This is a genomic window from Streptomyces alboniger, from assembly GCF_008704395.1.
Taxonomy (GTDB): Bacteria; Actinomycetota; Actinomycetes; order Streptomycetales; family Streptomycetaceae; genus Streptomyces; species Streptomyces alboniger.
Genome location: NZ_CP023695.1, coordinates 4,719,646 through 4,738,321, shown reverse-complemented (window position 1 = coordinate 4,738,321; position 18,676 = coordinate 4,719,646). Strand labels below are relative to the sequence as shown.

Sequence of the window (18,676 nt, the reverse complement as noted above, 5' to 3'; positions counted from 1 at the left end):
ATGCGTCTCACCGAGCGGCGGGCTGGTTCCGGCCGCAGCCGCTGGGGGCACCGGGGGCGCACCGAATGCCCCAGGGGCGCGCGGGGGCGCTCAGCCCTCACGCCATCCCCGCAGCATCGCGTCGAACTGCTGCCGGGTGGCGGCCCAGTTGTCGGCGGGGGCCGACATGTAGAGGGCGTACTCGACGCCGTCACGGCTGAGATACGTCTGTTCGATGGCACGGCGCGGGCCCGCGGTGGTGTCGTTGGAGCCGGCGGTCCAGCTGAACTCCCAGAGGGCGCCCGGCTGGTCGCGGAACGTGTTGGAGTTCAGGTGCAGCCGCCGGTAGTCGTGGAGCTTGACGCGCAGCGGCTTCTCCAGGGACAGCTGGTGCAGATACGCAGACTCGTACTGCGGCTGCTTGTCGACGGCGATGCGCAGGAAGCGGCGGCCGCCGTCGGGCGTGTAGTCGACCTGGTTGCCGTCCACCTCACGCTTCCAGCCCTTGGGCAGCATGAGGCTGAAGCCGTTCGGGTCCTTCACCCGCTGCCAGCTCTCGGGAATGCCGCCGACCGTCCTACCGGGGCCGTCCTCGGCGGCGCGGGACCTCTCCTGGCCGTCGCCACCGCCCGTGAAGTGCAGAAAGCCGAAGACGCCAGCCCCGCCGAGCAGCGCGGCCACGACGGCGAGGGCGGCGACGGCAAGCCACCGACGGCTCCCGGACGGAGAGGGAGCGGGCGCGGAGGAGGACGCGTGCGCCACCGCCCCGGAACGCGCCGCCGGCCTCCCACCGGAGTCCTCGCCCCCGCGCCCGGCCACCCCCTCGACCACGGTCGCGGAGTCCACACCGACCGGTCCGGCGACGGGGTGCCGCCCCTGGGCGTGCGCCTGCGTCGGCACGTACGCCTGCGCCCCGCTCGGCCGCCGCCCCTCCGCGGCCTCGGCGAGCATCAGCTCGGCCTCCTCCGCGGTGGGCCTGGCCGCCGGGTCCTTGCGCAGGAGGGCGCTGATGACGGGTGCGAGGACGCCCGCGTGCTCGGGCCGCGCGGGCTCCTCGGTGACCACGGCCTGCATGGTGCCGATCGGTGACGTACGCCGGAACGGGGAGTTCCCCTCCACCGCCGTATACAGCGTGGCGCCGAGCGCCCACAGGTCGGACGCCGGACCGGGGGTCGCGCCACTGACCCGCTCGGGCGCCAAGTAGTCGACGGAACCGACGACTTCCCCGGTCCGGGTGATCGTCGAGTCCCCCTCGATCGCCGCGATCCCGAAGTCGGTGAGCAGGATCCGCCGGTCCTCGGACAGGAGCACGTTGCCGGGCTTGACGTCGCGGTGCAGCACCCCGGCCGCGTGCGCGGCGCGCAGGGCCCTGAGGGTCCACAGGCCGATGCGGGCGGCCTCCACGGACTCGACGCGGCCCCGCTCCTTGACGGCGTCCGCCAGCGAACAGCCCTCGACCAGCTCCATCACGATCCAGGGCCGGTCGTCGTACTCCACTACGTCGTGGACGGTGACGACGGCGGGGTGGTTGATCCTGGCGGCGGCCCGCGCCTCGGTCTGCGTGCGCGCGAAGAGGATTGCGCGGTCGGCCTCCTGCACGAACTGCGCGGCCGTCAGTTCCTTGACGGCGACGGCACGGTGCAGCACCTCGTCCTGGGCGCGCCACACCCGCCCCATGCCACCGCGGCCGATGGGCTCCCCGAGTCGGTAGCGGCCCGCGAGGAGCAGGCCCTGGCTCTGATTCACGTTCCCCCGCAATGGTCTTGACAAGGCCAGGTTAAGGAGGGGGAGGCCCACAGGGAACCGCAGGGGGCCACGGAGGCCTCAATGTGACGGACGAGGTGGCCTGTGCGGGCTGCGGGCTAGCCGGAGACCTGGTAGGACTTCGCCGCCTGCTCGTACAGCCGCGACACCTCGTCCCGCTCCGCCTCGGGCCCCCGCACCTGCACCACGTGGTACTTCCCGCCGACGACCATCGCGAGGTTGCGTACGTAGATCTCGCGGCCCTGCGCGTCCTGCCAGGTGAACTGCCCCTCGGCCATGGCCCGCCCGCCGACGTCGATGCGCCGCATGCCGCTGGAGGTCGCCCAGGAGGAGTCCCGGAACGGCTGCAACTCGCGCTCGTGCTCGCGCTGGTACTTCATGGGGTCGCTGCCGTAGCTGTCCGTGGTGTCACGCCCCGGCACGACGAGCAGTTCGAAAGCGCCTTGGGTGTAACGGACCTGGCCCCGCCCGTTCTTGGGCTGCCGGTCCCAGCCGCTCGCCACGGCGACGCGGAAGCCCTCCGCGTCCTTGCGCAGGGCGAAACCCCGCGGCACCTCGGGCCCGGAGGTCTGCGGCTCCTGCGAACTGGGGCTCTTGCTGGACTCGTCATCACCGGAGCTGTCCCCGCTCGGCTTGTCGCCGCCCGGCTTGTCGCCGCCGGGCTGCTCCTCGTGGCTGGGGCCCGCGCTCGACTCGCCGGCGGTCCCTGCGCGGTCGCCCGACGCCCCGTCGTCGGCCTCGGGCAGGAACAGGACGGCGTACGCGACCGCCGCGACGAGCCCGACGAGGATGGCGATGAGCAGCAGCCGCCCGAGGGAGCGGGGCCGAGCGGGGCCCCGGGCCTGCGGCCGACGGGCCGGCCCGGCCTCGCGGAGGGGGCCGGGCTCCCGCTCGCGTGGCGGCGGGTCCTCGCGCAGCCGCCGCGGTTCGCGGTCGCGGGACCCGCGCGCGGCCCGCACGTCCCTGCCGCGCCCCCGCTTGTGCCGGCCGTGCCCCTGGCCCGTGGTGGCGGGCGCGGCCGCACGGCGTTTGCGCACGACCTCGCCCCTGCGGCGTACGACGGGCAGTCGTCCGGCGTCGTAGGGCGGCACCGGCACGACGTGCGCCCCGGCCTCCGGCTCCGGCGCGGACCGCACCAACGAACGCAGCCAGCCGCTCAGTTCCTCGAAGTCGAGCCGGTCGGTGGGGTCCTGGCGCAGCAGGGACTCGACGACGGGCCGCAGCGGGCCGCACTCCTCGGCGAAGGCGGGCGGCTCGGCGCATACCAGCTGCACGAGTTCCCCGGTGTTGTCCTCGGGGTAGGGCGCGTGTCCCTGCACGGCGCGGAAGAGCAGCGCCCCGAGGGCCCACAGGTCGGTGGCGGGGCCGATCGGCGCGGCGAGCTGCCAGTTCTCGTGCACGGGGCCCGCCTGCTCGGGCGCCCACCGCTCGGTGACGGCGCCGACGACGACCATGCGCGCGTGGCGGGCCCGCTCGGCGTCCAGAGCGGTGGTGGGACCGCGCCGCCCCGCCGCCTCGCCCTCGGCCGCACCCCAACCACCGGGCTCCCGGTACTCCCCGCCGCTTTCCCCGTACCCCTCGTACGCCCTGGGCCCGCTCCGTCCCCGGCCGTCACCCGCACTCTGCCGGTGCTCGACGGGCGCCGGGCTCTGCCCCGGGACCGCGCCTTCACGGCGGGCCTCGGGTTCACGGCGGGCCGCGGGTTCACGGGCGGCCCTACCCTCACGCCGGGCTACGCCGCCGCCTATAGGCATCCCAGGCCACCCAGCGCCACCGCCACCGGCACCGGTCCCACTAGGCCTCTGTCCACGTCCCGCCGAGCCGGTCGCGTCCCCGCTCCTTGCCGAGGGCACCCCGCCGCGCGGTACCGCCCCGTGCCAAGGCTTCGTCTCTCCGACTCCGTAAGGGTCCGAGATCCGGCCGGCCGTCCCGGGCTCCCCCTGTCCACCAGCCGCCTCGTACGCCGACTCGTACCCGGCCGAGTCCGAGGCCTCCCCGAAGCCGCCGCCCTCGCCGCCCCGCGGCCCCGGCACCCCGGAAGTCTCCTCGTCGACCCGGGCCGCCGCCCGCGCGGCCCCCGCGCGGTACGCCGCGACGGACCCGCCGCGCACGCCCCGCGCCTCACCCCAGGCAGCCCCCGCGGCCCCAGCGGCCTCCGCCGCTTCCGATGCCTCCACAGCCCGTCGCGCCGCGAACTCCCCTGTTCCCCCGGGACCCCCATACGCTCCGTACGTCTCCGGCGCAGGCTCGATCGGCACCTCGCCGGCCTCGTACGCGGCGTCGGAAGCATCGGCCCCCTCGTACGCCGCCACGTTCCCGACCGACCCCGCCGACCCCGCGGCCTCTCCCGCCTCCACGGGCCGTGGGTCATATCCGCACAGCGCCTCCTCGGCCGCCCCGGCCGCCAGGCCCGTCAGCATCACGCGGCCGTCGTCGCAGATCAGTACCGTGCGCGCGGTGATGTTCCGATGCACCCACCCGTGCGCGTGCAGCACTCGCAGCGCCGCCAGGACGTCCGCCGCGACCTCCGCCGCGCGGTACGGGCTCAGCGGCCGGTCCGCGAGGAGCGCCGCCAGCGGCCTCGCCGCCACCAGCTCGCTCACTATCCAGAGCGAGCCGCCCTCCGCGAACACGTCGAAGACCTGGTCGAGCCGAGGGTGGTCCGGTATCTGCGCGGCCGTCTGCGCGGCCTCCATCGCGCGCCGCACCGCCGGGTCCGTGGGCCTGCGCGTCGTCCGCGCCGAGGCCCGCCGCACCCCGGTGCCGCCTGCCCCCGCCCGGGGCACGAACCCCTCGGGCAGGTCGTCCTCGTCAAGGACCTCCGCCTCGACGATCTCGGGCAGCGGGACCTGCCTGACCAGGACTTCCTGCCCGCTGTACGTATCGAAGGCACGGGATTCGGCGAGTTCGTACTCGTCCGAGGGCGGCAGCGGCAGGCGGTACCGGTCGGCGAGCACCCGACCCGCGTAGTCGTCCACGACGCCTCCCCCGTCCGCCCGGTGGTCAATTCCGTTCGTCTTGTGGCTCGTTGCGGCTGCGTACGGTCCGCAAGCACTCACGATACGTGCCGTAGGCGAACCGCAATGAGGGGATACGAGATCTCAAGGCCCGAATCTCAAGGCCCGGATCTCAGGCCCAGGATCTCAAGCCCCGCACCCCCGCCCCGACTCACGACTTCGGCTGGAACGTCTTCGTGAAGGTCCGCCACGTGTCCCGACGCTGATCGCTCTTCCACTCGTCGGCCTTGGCCGTGTACATGATTCCGTAGCCGAGCCCGCCGTTGACGACGAAGCCGCGGTCGACGGAGCGGTACTTGGTCCCGCCCTCCACGTAGGTGAACTCCCAGTCAGCGGTGTTCCACCCGCGGAAATCCACCTTCTCTATCCGTATCCGGTCATACTGCGACCGGACCATGCCGTGCTCCTGGTTCTTCCAGTCGCTCACCGGGTTGTCCTTGGGCGTGGCCGTCCAACCGATCAGCAGCTTCTGGCTGTTGGGCCCGGTGAACCGTGCGCCCGCGATGCCAGTGGACTGGTACTTCCACCCCTTGGGCAGCCCGATCTTGAAGCCCTGGTCGTGCTCGTACGTCGACTCGGCGCCGTCACCCGGCTTCTTGCCGCCGTCGTCCTGGCTGGGGTCGTGCCCCTCGCCCTCGTCCGAGTCCGAACCCTTGCCCGGGTCAGTGCCCTGGCCCTGGCCCTGTTCCTTGTCGTCCCCCGACCCGGAACCGGAGCCGGAGCCCTTGTCCGTGTCCTTGTCGGCGTCGTCCTTGCCCTGGCCGCCGGCGCTCGCCCCGCTGGACGCCGCCTTGTCGCCGCCCTTGCTGTCCTTGCCGGACGCGGCGTCCTCACCGCCCGAGAGCGCGAAGGCCAGTACCGTACCGAGCACCGCGAGTACGGCCACCACGGACACGATCACCAGCGTGCGGCGCGGCACCACATCGGTGAGCGATGCCTTCGGGGGCACCCGCGGCGGCGCGCCCGGCGGTGGCGGCACGGCTGCCCCGGCCCCGCTGCCCGCCGTGGCCCCGTAGCCCGAGCCGACCGCCGACCCCGTCGCCGGGCCGGACCCCGCGCCCGAACCGGACGCCGCGCCCACCGCGGCCCCGGTCACCGCCGAGGTCGCCTTGCGGACCGACCGCAGCGCCCCCTTCAGCCGATCGGCCGCCTCCTCGCCCTTGCGCCCCGCGACGGACCCGGAAGCGGCGGGCGAGCCGGCGGCGCCCGAGCCCGGCTTCTTCGTCAGCCTGACCGGGGTGCCCGACCTGAGCGACTTGGCCGTCTTGGCCTGCTTCTTCGGCATCGGAGGCACCGGCGGCAGCGGCACGACCTTGGTCGCCTCGACCGGTTCCGGCTCCGCCTTGGCCTCCGGGGCGTGAATGACGTCCATCAGGAGCGCTCGCGCCCCCGCGTCGTCGAGCCGCTGCTCGGGGTCCTTGGCGAGGAGGCCGTAGATGACCTTCTCCAACGGCCCGGCGTTCGTGGGCTGTTCCACGTCCTCGGTCATCACCGCGGTGAGGGTCGCGATCGCCGACCCCTTGTCGTACGGAGGCACGCCCTCCACCGCCGCGTACAGCAGACCGCCCAGCGACCACAGGTCGGCCGCGGGACCCGGCTTGTGCCCGCGGGCACGCTCCGGGGAGATGTACGAGGGGGCGCCGACGAGCATGCCCGTCGACGTGATCGACGGGTCGCCCTCGACCTGCGCGATACCGAAGTCCGTGAGCACGACCCGGCCGTCCTCGGCGATCAGCACGTTCGACGGCTTCACGTCGCGGTGCAGGATGCCCTCGCGGTGGGCGGACCGCAGCACGTCGAGCACGGCGAGGCCGACCTCGGCCGCCCGCTTCGGCGTGAGCAGTCCGTCCTCGCGGATCGCCTCCGCAAGGGACTTGCCCTCGACCAGCTCCATCACGATCCACGGCCGGTCGTCCTCGTCGACCACGTCGTAGACCGTCACCGCACTGGTGTTGCGGATCCGCGCGATCGCCTTCGCCTCGCGCAGCGTCCGCGTGATGAGCCGCCGCTTCTCCTCCTCGTCGATGCTCGAGGGGAACCGCAGCTCCTTCACCGCGACCGTACGGCCCAGCGTCTCGTCCTTGGCGCGCCACACGGTGCCCATGCCGCCGCGGCCGAGCACCTCTCCCAGCCGGTACCGGCCGGCAAGGAGACGTTCGCTCCTGTCCCGACGGGACTCACCCGTCTGCTCCGCGTCCGACATGCGTCCCCTCTGCTGCTACCGCTGCTACCGCGCAACCCGCCCTGACAGAGCCTTCATTGTCCCCTACCCGAGGACCGGCCGACGCCCAGGGTCCACCGTCCCGCATGATGGACCGCGCACAAGGAGGGAGCGCCATGCCGACACCGCGCTCACTGGCGGCCATCGTCCTGGCGGCGACCCTCGTCAGCCTGACGGCAGGCCCGCCGCAACCCACGACGACGACCACGGACGCCACTCTTCCGCTGCTCATCGGTCGAGGCAAGGCCCCGGCCGCGGCCCTCCTGACCCGCGAACTGACCGCACCGCTCCCGAGCACCGCAGGACCGCGCGGCCAGCGGACCCCCGCGGATCCACAACAGCCCCACCGGGCAAGGCGCGCACGCCCCACCACGCCCGTTGCCGATACGCCGCGGCCGAAACCACCCCGGGCGACGACAGCGGTCCCGAAGCCGGTCACACGGCCACGCGTTCACTTCGCCCACGCCGCCCGCACCGGCCCCGCCCCCACCCGCGCCGACCACTTCCGGGTGGGCAGCATCACCAAGACGTTCATCGCGACGGTCGTCCTCCAACTCGCCGCCGAGCACCGGCTGTCGCTGTCCGACCCCGTGGAGTGCCACCTCCCCGGGCTCGTACGCGGCCCCGGCGCCGACGGCCGGCGCCTCACCCTGCGCGCTCTGCTCACCCACACCAGCGGCCTCGCCGACTTCACCGCCGTCACCCAAGGCACCACCCCCGTCACTCCCGCCCAGGCGGTCCGCACCGCCCTGGCCCGCCCCGCCTCCCCCAAGGGCCGCTGGGCGTACTCCAATACGAACTACGTCCTGCTCGGCATGGTGATCGAGCGGGTCACCGGCCACACCTACGCCACCGAGGCCGAGCGCCGTGTCCTCGGTCCCCTCCGTCTCACCGGTACCTCGTTCCCCGGCGCTCGCACCACGCTCCCCTCTCCCCACGGTCGCGCGTACACGAGCCACGGTGAGGACGTCACCCGGCTCGACCCCCGCGTCGCGGGCGCCGCGGGCGAAGTGATCTCCACCCTCGCGGACCTGAACCGCTTCTACGCCTCCCTGCTCACCGGCCGACTCCTCCCCGCCCCCTTCCTGCGCGAGATGCTCAACACCCGCACCGCACACGGTCGCTACGGCATGGGTCTGTACCCGCACAAACTCCCCTGCGGCACCACGGTGTGGGGCCACAACGGCCACATCGCCGGGAGTTATGTCCGCACCGCCGCCACCCGTGACGGCCGACGCGTCCTCACTTTCCGGGTCAACACGGACAAGCTGGCCGACCCCGGGCTGGAAACGGCCCTCCTCGCGGCCGAGTTCTGCCCCCGCGCCTCGGAGCGGCCGTCACGCTAGGCGAGCGGCACGATGTCCGGTGCGCCCAGCCGCGCCGCGTCCGCCGTCAGGTCGTCCGGCTGCCGCTGCGACTCCCGCTCGGCCTCCACCCGCTTCTCGTAGTGCTGCACCTCCCGCTCGATCTGGTCCTTGTCCCAGCCGAGGACGGGCGCCATCAGCTCGGCGCACTCCCGGGCGCTGCGCGTGCCACGGTCGAACGTCTCGATCGAGATGCGGGTGCGCCGCGTCAGTACGTCGTCGAGGTGCCGGGCGCCCTCGTGCGACGCGGCGTAGACGATCTCGGCGCGCAGATAGTCGTCGGCGCCCGGCAGCGGCTCGCCGAGGGTCGGGTCCGCGGTGATCAGTTCGAGCACCTCCTCGGCCAGCGCGCCGTACCGGTTCAACAAATGCTCCACGCGCACCACATGGAGGCCCGTCCGCGCGGCGGTCCTCGCCCTGGCGTTCCACAGCGCCCTGTACCCCTCGGCGCCGACCAGCGGGATGTCCTCCGTGACACACTCGGCGACCCGCTGGTCCAGCGCGTGCACCGCCTCGTCGACGGCGTCCTTGGCCATGACGCGGTACGTCGTGTACTTGCCGCCCGCGACGACCACGAGGCCGGGCGCCGGATGCGCGACCGTGTGCTCCCTGGACAGCTTGCTCGTGGCGTCCGACTCCCCGGCGAGCAGCGGGCGCAGGCCGGCGTAGACCCCCTGGACGTCGTCTCGGGAGAGGGGCACCGCCAGGACCGAGTTCACATGCTCCAGGAGGTAGTCGATGTCGGCGCTGGACGCGGCCGGGTGGGCCTTGTCGAGGTCCCAGTCCGTGTCGGTCGTGCCCACGATCCAGTGCCGTCCCCAGGGGATGACGAAGAGGACGCTCTTCTCGGTCCGCAGGATCAGCCCGGTCGTGGAGTTGATCCGGTCCTTGGGCACGACCAGGTGGATGCCCTTGGACGCCCTGACGTGGAACTGCCCGCGCTCGCCGACCATCGCCTGCGTGTCGTCCGTCCACACGCCCGTGGCGTTCACCACCTGCTTGGCGCGGATCTCGTACTCCCCGCCGCCCTCCACGTCCTGCACCCGGGCGCCGACCACGCGCTCGCCCTCGCGCAGGAAGCCGGTGACGCGCGCGCGGTTGGCGACCTTCGCGCCGTACGCCGCCGCGGTGCGCACCAGGGTGGCCACATAGCGGGCGTCGTCCATCTGCGCGTCGTAGTACTGCATCGCGCCGACCAGTGCTTCCTTCTTCAGGCACGGGGCGACGCGCAGGGCGTGGCGGCGCGTCAGATGGCGGTGCATGGGCAGGCCGCGGCCGTGCCCGCGCGACATCGACATGGCGTCGTAGAGCGCGACGCCCGATCCGGCGTACAACCTCTCCCAGCCCTTGTGCTGCAAGGGGTAGAGGAACGGCACGGGTTTCACCAGATGCGGGGCGAGCCGCTCCAGGAGCAGGCCGCGCTCCTTCAGCGCCTCCCGCACGAGCGCGAAGTCGAGCATCTCCAGATAGCGCAGTCCGCCGTGGATCAGCTTGCTCGAACGGCTGGAGGTGCCCGACGCCCAGTCCCGGGCCTCGACCAGGCCGGTGGACAGACCGCGTGTGACCGCGTCGAGAGCCGTCCCCGCGCCGACCACCCCCGCGCCCACGACCAGGATGTCCAGCTCCCGGTCGGCCATTCCCGCAAGTGACTCGGCACGCTCGGCCGGCCCCAGTGTCGCTGTCCTCACCGCTGCCTCCCGCTGTGATCGGGTGTGGTCGGACTCACATCATGCCCAGATTTCGTCCCCGCCCGCCGATCTCACCCGCAGCCTGTGGACAACACTCCGGACTTCGGCACGAGGCAATACCGCAAATCGGTCATATTTACTCCTAGTCTGACATTGCGCTGGTCCGCCTTGTCCACAGGGCTTGCGCGCTCGTCCCGCTCCGGCTATTGGGAGGACGGCCCACCGCCATGCCCGCAGATCTCGCAGTCATCGGTCTCGGCCACCTCGGCCTGCCCCTCGCGCAGGCCGCCGTCGCCCGCTCCATCGCCACTATCGGCTACGACCCTGTCCGCGCCACCGACCTGGCAGGCGGCCGCCTGCCCTGCGACGGCGCCGAGGGAACCCTCACCGCCGCCGACGTACGCCGGATGCTCTCGGGGGGCTTCCGGCCGACCACCGACCCGGCCGAACTCGGCAGGGTCCGCACCGCCGTCATCTGCGCCCCCACTCCGCCCGCCGCCGACCGCTCGCTCGACCTGAGCCAGGTGGCCGAGGCCGCCCGGGCCCTGGCCGCGCGCCTGCGCCCGCACACCACCGTGATCCTCGAATCCCCCGCGTACCCGGGGTCCACCGAGGAATTCGTCCGTCCGATCCTCGAATCGGGCTCGGGCCTGCGCGCGGGCCGCGACTTCCACCTCGCCTACTCCCCGGGCCGCCTCGACCCCGGCAACCGCTCGCACGGCTACGCCGGCACCCCGAAGGTCATCGGCGGCCTCACCCCGGCCTGCACCGAATCCGCCGCCACCTTCTACGGCCGCCTCACCGACAAGGTCGTCCGCGCCCGAGGCCCCCGCGAGGCCGAGACCGTGCACCTCCTGGAGACCAACTACCGGCACGTGAACATGGCGCTGGTCAACGAGATGGCAGTGCTCTGCCACGACCTCGGCATCGACCTGTGGGACGTCATCCGTTGCGCGGAGACCAAGCCCTTCGGCTTCCAGGCCTTCCGGCCCGGCCCCGGCGTCGGTGGCCACGGCGTCCCCCTGGACATCCCGAACCCGTCCCGCGGGGCCCGCCCCCTGCGCATGGTCGAACTGGCCCAGCAGGTCAACGACCGCATGCCCCAGTACGTCATCCAGCGCTCGGCGACCCTGCTCAACGAACACGGCAAGTCCGTCCGTGGCGCCCGCGTCCTGCTCCTCGGCGTCACCTACAAACCCGACCTGGCCGACCAGCAGGGCGCACCCGCCCAGGAGGTGGCGACCCGCCTCATGGAGCTGGGCGCGGCCGTCAGCTACCACGACCCCTACGTCTCCAACTGGAGCATCCTCGGCCGGCCCGTCCCGCGCGCGGACTCCCTCTACGAGGCGGCGGCCGACGCCGACCTCACGATCCTGCTCCAGCACCACCGCACGTACGACCTGCAAGGCCTGGCCGTGAAGGCCCAGCTCCTGCTGGACACCAGGGGCGCGACCCCGGCGGGCGCCGCTCACCGCCTCTGAGCACGCGGAAGGGCCCCGGTACGCACGTACCGGGGCCCTTCCGTAGAGCAGCGTCCAGAAACCGGACCCTCAGATGCTCAGCGCTTGTGCTGCGAGTCCGCGACCGTCACCTCGACGCGCTGGAACTCCTTCAGCTCGCTGTAGCCCGTCGTAGCCATCGCGCGGCGCAGCGCCCCGAAGAAGTTCATCGAGCCGTCCGGGATGTGCGAGGGACCGGCGAGGATCTCCTCGGTCGTGCCGACCGTGCCCAGGTGGACCTTCTTGCCGCGCGGCACGTCCTCGTGGACGGCCTCCATGCCCCAGTGGTGGCCCTTGCCGGGCGCGTCCGTGGCGCGCGCCAGAGGGGAGCCCACCATCACGGCGTCGGCGCCGCACGCGATGGCCTTGGGCAGGTCACCGGACCAGCCCACGCCGCCGTCGGCGATGACGTGCACGTAACGGCCACCGGACTCGTCCATGTAGTCACGGCGGGCGGCCGCGACATCGGCGACGGCCGTGGCCATCGGCACCTGGATGCCCAGGACATTGCGCGTGGTGTGCGCGGCGCCGCCGCCGAAGCCGACCAGGACGCCCGCGGCGCCCGTGCGCATCAGGTGCAGGGCGGCGGTGTAGGTGGCGCAGCCGCCCACGATGACCGGCACATCCAGCTCGTAGATGAACTGCTTCAGGTTCAGCGGCTCGGCGGCGCCGGAGACGTGCTCGGCGGAGACGGTGGTGCCGCGGATCACGAAGATGTCCACCCCGGCGTCCACGACGGCCTTGGAGAACTCGGCGGTGCGCTGCGGGGAGAGCGCGGCGGCCGTGACGACGCCCGCGTCGCGCACCTCCTTGATGCGCTGCCCGATCAGGTCGGCCTTGATCGGGGCCGCGTAGATCTCCTGGAGGCGCCGGGTCGCGGTCTCCGAGTCCAGCTCGGCGATCTCGTCGAGCAGCGGCTGCGGGTCCTCATACCGCGTCCAGAGTCCTTCGAGGTTCAGGACGCCGAGGCCGCCCAGTTCACCGATGCGGATGGCCGTCTGCGGCGAGACGACCGAGTCCATGGGGGCCGCCAGGAAGGGCAGCTCGAAGCGGTAGGCGTCGATCTGCCACGCGATCGAGACCTCCTTCGGGTCGCGGGTGCGCCGGCTCGGTACGACGGCGATGTCGTCGAAGGCGTACGCGCGGCGGCCGCGCTTGCCGCGCCCGATCTCGATCTCAGTCACGTTGTGGGGCCTTTCCCTCTTGGTCTGCCTGTCCAGTATCCCCGACACACACGGAAGGGGCGGCCCCGGTGAGCCGGGACCGCCCCTCCACGCGCGCGTGGAGCCGGAAGGCCGTGTGGTACCGCTGAAGCTACTTACTACGGCTGTAGTTCGGCGCCTCGACCGTCATCTGGATGTCGTGCGGGTGGCTCTCCTTGAGGCCCGCGGACGTGATGCGGACGAAGCGGCCGTTGGCCTGGAGGTCGGGGACGGTGCGCCCGCCGACATAGAACATCGACTGGCGCAGACCGCCCACCAGCTGGTGGACGACCGCCGAGAGCGGGCCGCGGTAGGGGACCTGGCCCTCGATGCCCTCGGGCACCAGCTTCTCGTCGGAGGCGACGCCCTCCTGGAAGTAGCGGTCCTTGGAGAAGGAGCGCTGGTCGCCACGGGACTGCATCGCGCCGAGCGAGCCCATGCCGCGGTACGACTTGAACTGCTTGCCGTTGATGAACATCAGCTCACCCGGGGACTCCTCGCAGCCGGCGAGCAGCGAGCCCAGCATGACCGTGTCCGCGCCGGCGACGAGCGCCTTGGCGATGTCTCCGGAGTACTGGAGGCCGCCGTCGCCGATGACCGGGACACCGGCCTCCTTGGCGGCGAGCGACGCTTCGTAGATGGCCGTCACCTGCGGCACGCCGATGCCGGCGACGACACGCGTCGTACAGATGGAGCCCGGACCGACGCCGACCTTGATGCCGTCGACACCGGCGTCGATGAGCGCCTGGGCGCCCTCGCGGGTGGCGATGTTGCCGCCGATGACGTCGACGCCCGGGGTATCCGACTTGATCTTGGCGACCATGTCGCCGACCAGGCGGGAGTGGCCGTGCGCGGTGTCGACGACGATGAAGTCGACGCCCGCGGCGACCAGGGCCTGGGCGCGCTCGAAGGCGTCGCCCGCGACGCCCACGGCGGCGCCGACCAGGAGGCGGCCCTCGCCGTCCTTGGCGGCGTTCGGGTACTTCTCGGCCTTCACGAAGTCCTTGACCGTGATGAGGCCCTTGAGGACGCCCGCGTCGTCGACCAGCGGAAGCTTCTCGATCTTGTGGCGGCGCAGCAGCTCCATGGCGTCCACGCCGGAGATACCGACCTTGCCGGTGACCAGCGGCATCGGCGTCATGACCTCGCGGACCTGCCGGCTGCGGTCGTTCTCGAAGGCCATGTCGCGGTTGGTGACGATGCCGAGCAGCTTGCCCGCCGCGTCGGTCACCGGGACGCCGCTGATGCGGAACTTCGCGCAGATCGCGTCGGCCTCGGCGAGCGTCGCGTCCGGGTGCACCGTGATCGGGTCGGTGACCATGCCGGACTCGGAGCGCTTCACCAGGTCGACCTGGTTGGCCTGGTCGGCGATGGAGAGGTTGCGGTGCAGCACGCCGACGCCGCCTTGGCGTGCCATGGCGATCGCCATGCGGGACTCGGTGACCTTGTCCATCGCGGCCGAGAGCAGCGGGACGTTCACCCGCACGTTCTTCGAGATGTACGAGGAGGTGTCGATCTGGTCGGGCGCCATGTCCGACGCGCCCGGCAGCAGCAGCACGTCGTCGTAGGTCAGCCCGAGCGTCGCGAATTTCTCGGGCACCCCAGTCGAAGAACCGCCGTTTGCAGTCATGACACCTTCCCCAAATGGCCTTGATCGGTGCGGATGTCCATGCTAACGGGAACGAAGGGTGTCTCATTCCACGATCAAGATCATCGGCAAGCTTTGTACGTTCGTACGTCTCTGTCTTCGCCTGCGGTTACCGCTCTGTCTTCGCCTGCGGTTACTGCTCGGCGAGTGCCCGCAGACGGCTCAGCGCCCGGTGCTGGGCCACCCGCACCGCCCCCGGGGACATCCCCAGCATCTGGCCCGTCTCCTCGGCCGTGAGACCGACGGCGATCCTGAGCAGCAGCAGCTCGCGCTGGTTGTCCGGGAGGTTGGCGAGGAGCTTCTTGGCCCACTCCGCGTCGCTGCTGAGCAGGGCGCGCTCCTCGGGGCCGAGCGAGTCGTCGGGCCGCTCGGGCATCTCGTCGGAGGGCACGGCGGTGGAGCCGGGGCGGCGCATCGCCGCGCGCTGGAGGTCGGCCACCTTGTGCGCGGCGATCGCGAAGACGAACGCCTCGAAGGGGCGCCCCGTGTCCTTGTAGCGCGGCAGGGCGAGCAGGACGGCGACGCAGACTTCCTGCGCCAGGTCCTCCACGAAGTGGCGGGCGTCACCCGGAAGTCGGGACAGCCGGGCGCGGCAGTAGCGCAGCGCGAGGGGGTGCACGTGTGCGAGCAGGTCGTGCGTGGCCTGCTGGTCGCCCTCTACGGCGCGAAGGACGAGGGCACCGATCACCGTCGTCTTGTCATCGCGCATCGGTCCATGGTGCCTTGACGCCGACTGATCTGTGGCACCGCGTCCGTAGTTGTGCACTGAAGCGTTATGAGCAGGTGCGCCGGAACTCATCTCCTGCGCCCTCCCCTCCCGCTCGATCGACTCGTCCCCGAGGAACTCCACACCTCAAGGATGCGGCATCGGCCGCGAAGCGACAGCAACCGCTCCCGAGGAGGGGTGCGGCGGGCGTCGGTCACCCCGCCCACCGCATGGCGGGCGGGGAGGGCCGGGCCCCCGCTGCGGCACACTCAGCGGACCAGACCCCAGCGGAAGCCGAGCGCCACCGCGTGCGCCCGGTCCGAGGCGCCGAGCTTCTTGAAGAGCCGCCTGGCGTGCGTCTTCACCGTGTCCTCGGAGAGGAAGAGCTCGCGCCCGATCTCCGCGTTCGAACGGCCGTGACTCATGCCCTCTAGGACCTGGATCTCACGCGCGGTGAGCGTGGGCGCGGCGCCCATCTCGGCCGAGCGCAGTCTGCGCGGGGCGAGCCGCCACGTCGGGTCGGCGAGCGCCTGCGTGACCGTCGCGCGCAGTTCGGCGCGCGAGGCGTCCTTGTGCAGATAGCCGCGGGCACCGGCGGCGACCGCGAGCGCGACCCCGTCCAGGTCCTCGGCGACGGTGAGCATGATGATGCGCGCACCGGGGTCGGCGGACAGCAGCCGCCGGACGGTCTCGACGCCGCCCAGACCGGGCATGCGTACGTCCATCAGAATCAGGTCCGAGCGGTCGGCACCCCAGCGGCGGAGGACTTCCTCGCCGTTGGCCGCCGTCGTCACACGCTCGACACCGGGCACGGTCGCGACCGCGCGGCGGAGCGCCTCTCGGGCAAGCGGGGAGTCGTCGCAGACGAGGACGGATGTCATGACTGTCCTCCGCGGCTCTCACAGCTGCTGCGCGTCACCTTGAGCCTCCAGGCTGGTACATATTCGTCACCTGTGCGGTTGACGCTCTCGGACACCTGCCCGAGCGCTTGTTCTTTCAACCGCCTCGCACTCTCAACGACGGTCACCCGAAAGAGTTACGGGGCAGTCAGCCATCTTCGGCACTCTACGTGAGGGCGCGGACACAGCGCAGAGCGTGCGGCACACCCTCAAGGTTTCATCACAAGCTATGCCCCATTTAGCGCCTTTTCTTCCCTTTTGCCGGTGTCTATGGCTAGATTCGCAATGAGTCATATTTTCATCTCCTTAGACAGTAGATGTACGGTCATGACGGTCATGGGCACCGTATCCGCGTCAGAACGGCTTCAAGGGGACCAGCAATGGCAGATTTCTCCCGCCTTCCCGGACCGAACGCAGATCTGTGGGACTGGCAGCTCCTCGCGGCCTGCCGCGGGGTCGACAGCTCGCTCTTCTTCCACCCGGAGGGCGAGCGGGGCGCGGCGCGCAGCGCGCGAGAGAACTCCGCCAAGGAGGTCTGCATGCGGTGCCCGGTGCGCGCGGAGTGCGCCGCTCACGCACTCGCGGTGCGCGAGCCGTACGGCGTATGGGGCGGACTGACGGAGGACGAGCGCGAGGAACTCATGGGGCGGGCGCGCAATCGCCTGGTGACGGCGGCGGCGTCGGCGGGGAGACCTGTCACGCACCACTGAGATGCCGTGTCATCCCACTGAAGGAACGTTTCTGCAAACGCTCGGGCCGGCGGCTGCCCGTCAGCGCGCCGCCGCCCGCGCGAGGTGGTCCAGCGTGGCGGCGACGGCCGGCACCTGCGCCAGGTCCGGCAGCGTGAGCGCGACGATCTCCCGCCGCACCGCGGGCTCCACCGTCACCGTGCGGGCGCCCCTGGGACGTACCGACTCGATCGCGAGTTCGGGCAGCACCGCGACCCCCAGGCCCGCGCCGACCAGGCCGATCACCGCGGGGTAGTCGTCGGTCGCGAAATCGATCCGGGGCACGAAGCCGGCGGCCTCGCAGACCTCGACCAGTTGCCTGCGGCAGCGCGGGCAGCCCGCGATCCACGGCTCGTCGGCGAATTCCCCGATGGTGACCGCCTCTGCCCCGGCGAGCCGGTGCCCCTCGGGTACGAGACCGACGAGCCGGTCCGCGAGCAGGGGCCGTACGACGAGGTCGTCCCACTCCTCCGCCGCGGACGCGCCCTCGGACGCGCCGTCGTAGCGAAACGCCAGCGCCACATCGCAGTCGCCCTCGCGCAGCATCTCCACCGAGCGCGGCGGCTCGGCCTCGACGAGGGAGACACGCGTGCCCGGGTGGGCCGCGCGCAGCGCCGCGAGGGCGCCGGGGACGAGCGTCGAACTGCCGCTGGGGAACGAGACGAGCCGGACCCGGCCCGCGCGCAGGCCCGCGATGGCGGCGACCTCCTCCTCCGCGGCGGTGAGCCCGGCGAGGATGCCCGTGGCATGCCTGACCAGGGCTTCCCCCGCCTGCGTCAGGCGCATTTCGCGGCCGGTACGGATCAGCAACGGCGTGCCCGTGGAGGATTCGAGGGCCTTCATCTGCTGGCTCACCGCGGGCTGGGTGCAGCCGAGTTCGCGGGCCGCGGCCGAGAAGGAGCCGGTGGTGGCCACGGCGCGCAGGACACGGAGATGACGGGCCTCGATCATGCTCCGAGCATAAGCGAGGCTTGGGCCTGCCACGAAATGTCGCGACGCTCCTTTGAGGCAGTGGGGTGCGTGTGTCACACGCCTGTCATCGGGGCTCACTAGCCTTGGTCCATGACTACGGCTCTGATCACGGGATCCACCGCCGGCATCGGCGCCGCCTTCGCGCGACGCCTCGCCGGCGACGGCCACAACCTCGTCCTGGTGGCGCGCGACACCAAGCGGCTGCGCGAGCAGGCGACCGAACTGCACGACCGGCACGGCATCGAGGCGGAGGTCCTCACGGCGGACCTCGCCACCGACGGCGGCATCGAAACCGTCGAGAAGCGGCTGGCGAACCGCAGGGACCCGGTCGATCTGCTGATCAACAACGCGGGGTTCGGCAACAAGGGCCGGTACCTGGAAGTCCCGATGGCCGACGAGCTGACCATGCTCAAGGTGCACTGCGAGGCGGTGCTGCGGCTGACGTCGGCGGCCGCGGAGCCGATGCGGGAGCGCGGGCGGGGCGGAGTGGTGAACGTCGCGTCGGTCGCGGCGTTCGTACCGCGCGGCACGTACGGCGCCTCGAAGGCGTGGGTCGTGCAGTTCACGCAGGGCGCGGCGAAGGACCTGGCGGGCAGCGGGGTGCGGCTGATGGCGCTGTGCCCCGGCTTCGTGCGTACGGAGTTCCACGAGCGGGCCGGGATGGGCACGTCCAACATCCCCAACTGGATGTGGCTCGACGCGGACAAGCTGGTGGCGGCGGCGCTGGCCGACTTGGCGCGGGGCCGGACCGTCTCCATCCCCGATCCGCGCTACAAGGCCCTGATGGGCCTGGCGAAGGTGGCGCCGAGGTCCCTCCTGGGAGGCGTCACGTCCCGCACGGGGCGGAAGTACGGGCCTCAGTAGGTCTTATGGGCCTCGCGTCTGCCGGGTCGGTGCTCGTCGCCGACCGCGGGCCGTGGTCCGTCCTCGCGCAGTTCCCCGCACCCGGCAAAGACAGCGCAACCCGGCAGACGCGCCCCGAAAAGGCT

Annotated in this window: 13 protein-coding genes; 4 read left to right on the top strand and 9 right to left on the bottom strand. The window is 72.0% G+C overall.

Annotated elements, in window-relative coordinates; translation table 11 throughout:
- Positions 1-90: 90 nt before the first annotated feature.
- The 3 genes from CP975_RS21295 to CP975_RS21280 form a co-directional block, all read right to left on the bottom strand.
- Positions 91-1,656 (bottom strand): serine/threonine-protein kinase, encoded by a 1,566-nt coding sequence (locus CP975_RS21295; RefSeq protein WP_055532347.1) that lies wholly within the window; start codon positions 1,654-1,656, stop codon positions 91-93.
- A 185-nt stretch (positions 1,657-1,841) separates the two neighbouring features.
- Complete coding sequence (locus CP975_RS21285) at positions 1,842-4,721, bottom strand: protein kinase (RefSeq protein WP_208835574.1); 2,880 nt, start codon at positions 4,719-4,721, stop codon at positions 1,842-1,844.
- Positions 4,722-4,911: 190 nt separating this feature from the next.
- Complete coding sequence (locus CP975_RS21280; RefSeq protein ID WP_055534086.1) at positions 4,912-6,963, bottom strand: serine/threonine-protein kinase; 2,052 nt, start codon at positions 6,961-6,963, stop codon at positions 4,912-4,914.
- Positions 6,964-7,097: 134 nt separating this feature from the next.
- On the opposite strand from CP975_RS21280, the gene CP975_RS21275 reads away from it, so the two are divergent.
- Positions 7,098-8,327, top strand: a complete 1,230-nt coding sequence (locus tag CP975_RS21275; RefSeq protein WP_055534087.1) for a serine hydrolase domain-containing protein — start codon at positions 7,098-7,100, stop codon at positions 8,325-8,327.
- On the opposite strand, the gene CP975_RS21270 is transcribed toward CP975_RS21275, so the two are convergent.
- Positions 8,324-10,033 (bottom strand): glycerol-3-phosphate dehydrogenase/oxidase, encoded by a 1,710-nt coding sequence (locus tag CP975_RS21270; protein WP_150477224.1) that lies wholly within the window; start codon positions 10,031-10,033, stop codon positions 8,324-8,326. The genes CP975_RS21275 and CP975_RS21270 overlap by 4 nt on opposite strands.
- 227 nt (positions 10,034-10,260) lie before the next feature.
- On the opposite strand from CP975_RS21270, the gene CP975_RS21265 reads away from it, so the two are divergent.
- On the top strand, positions 10,261-11,514 hold the full coding sequence (locus tag CP975_RS21265) for a nucleotide sugar dehydrogenase (protein ID WP_030782420.1): 1,254 nt from the start codon (positions 10,261-10,263) through the stop codon (positions 11,512-11,514).
- A gap of 77 nt (positions 11,515-11,591) precedes the next feature.
- On the opposite strand, the gene CP975_RS21260 is transcribed toward CP975_RS21265, so the two are convergent.
- The 4 genes from CP975_RS21260 to CP975_RS21245 form a co-directional block, all read right to left on the bottom strand.
- Positions 11,592-12,716 (bottom strand): GuaB3 family IMP dehydrogenase-related protein, encoded by a 1,125-nt coding sequence (locus CP975_RS21260; RefSeq protein WP_030782422.1) that lies wholly within the window; start codon positions 12,714-12,716, stop codon positions 11,592-11,594.
- A 130-nt stretch (positions 12,717-12,846) separates the two neighbouring features.
- Entirely contained in the window at positions 12,847-14,364 is a 1,518-nt protein-coding gene (gene guaB / locus CP975_RS21255) for an IMP dehydrogenase (RefSeq protein ID WP_055534090.1), read from the bottom strand.
- A 151-nt stretch (positions 14,365-14,515) separates the two neighbouring features.
- Positions 14,516-15,091, bottom strand: a complete 576-nt coding sequence (locus CP975_RS21250) for a sigma-70 family RNA polymerase sigma factor (RefSeq protein ID WP_030782426.1) — start codon at positions 15,089-15,091, stop codon at positions 14,516-14,518.
- Positions 15,092-15,357: 266 nt separating this feature from the next.
- Positions 15,358-15,969: a response regulator transcription factor gene (locus CP975_RS21245; RefSeq protein ID WP_003948568.1), complete on the bottom strand. Its 612-nt coding sequence runs from the start codon at positions 15,967-15,969 to the stop codon at positions 15,358-15,360.
- Between the two features lie 398 nt (positions 15,970-16,367).
- On the opposite strand from CP975_RS21245, the gene CP975_RS21240 reads away from it, so the two are divergent.
- Complete coding sequence (locus tag CP975_RS21240; RefSeq protein ID WP_055534091.1) at positions 16,368-16,697, top strand: WhiB family transcriptional regulator; 330 nt, start codon at positions 16,368-16,370, stop codon at positions 16,695-16,697.
- A 60-nt stretch (positions 16,698-16,757) separates the two neighbouring features.
- Here CP975_RS21240 and CP975_RS21235 read toward each other — a convergent pair whose 3' ends face one another.
- Complete coding sequence (locus CP975_RS21235) at positions 16,758-17,666, bottom strand: LysR family transcriptional regulator (protein WP_055534092.1); 909 nt, start codon at positions 17,664-17,666, stop codon at positions 16,758-16,760.
- Positions 17,667-17,777: 111 nt separating this feature from the next.
- On the opposite strand from CP975_RS21235, the gene CP975_RS21230 reads away from it, so the two are divergent.
- Complete coding sequence (locus tag CP975_RS21230; RefSeq protein ID WP_055534093.1) at positions 17,778-18,551, top strand: SDR family NAD(P)-dependent oxidoreductase; 774 nt, start codon at positions 17,778-17,780, stop codon at positions 18,549-18,551.
- Positions 18,552-18,676 lie beyond the last annotated feature (125 nt).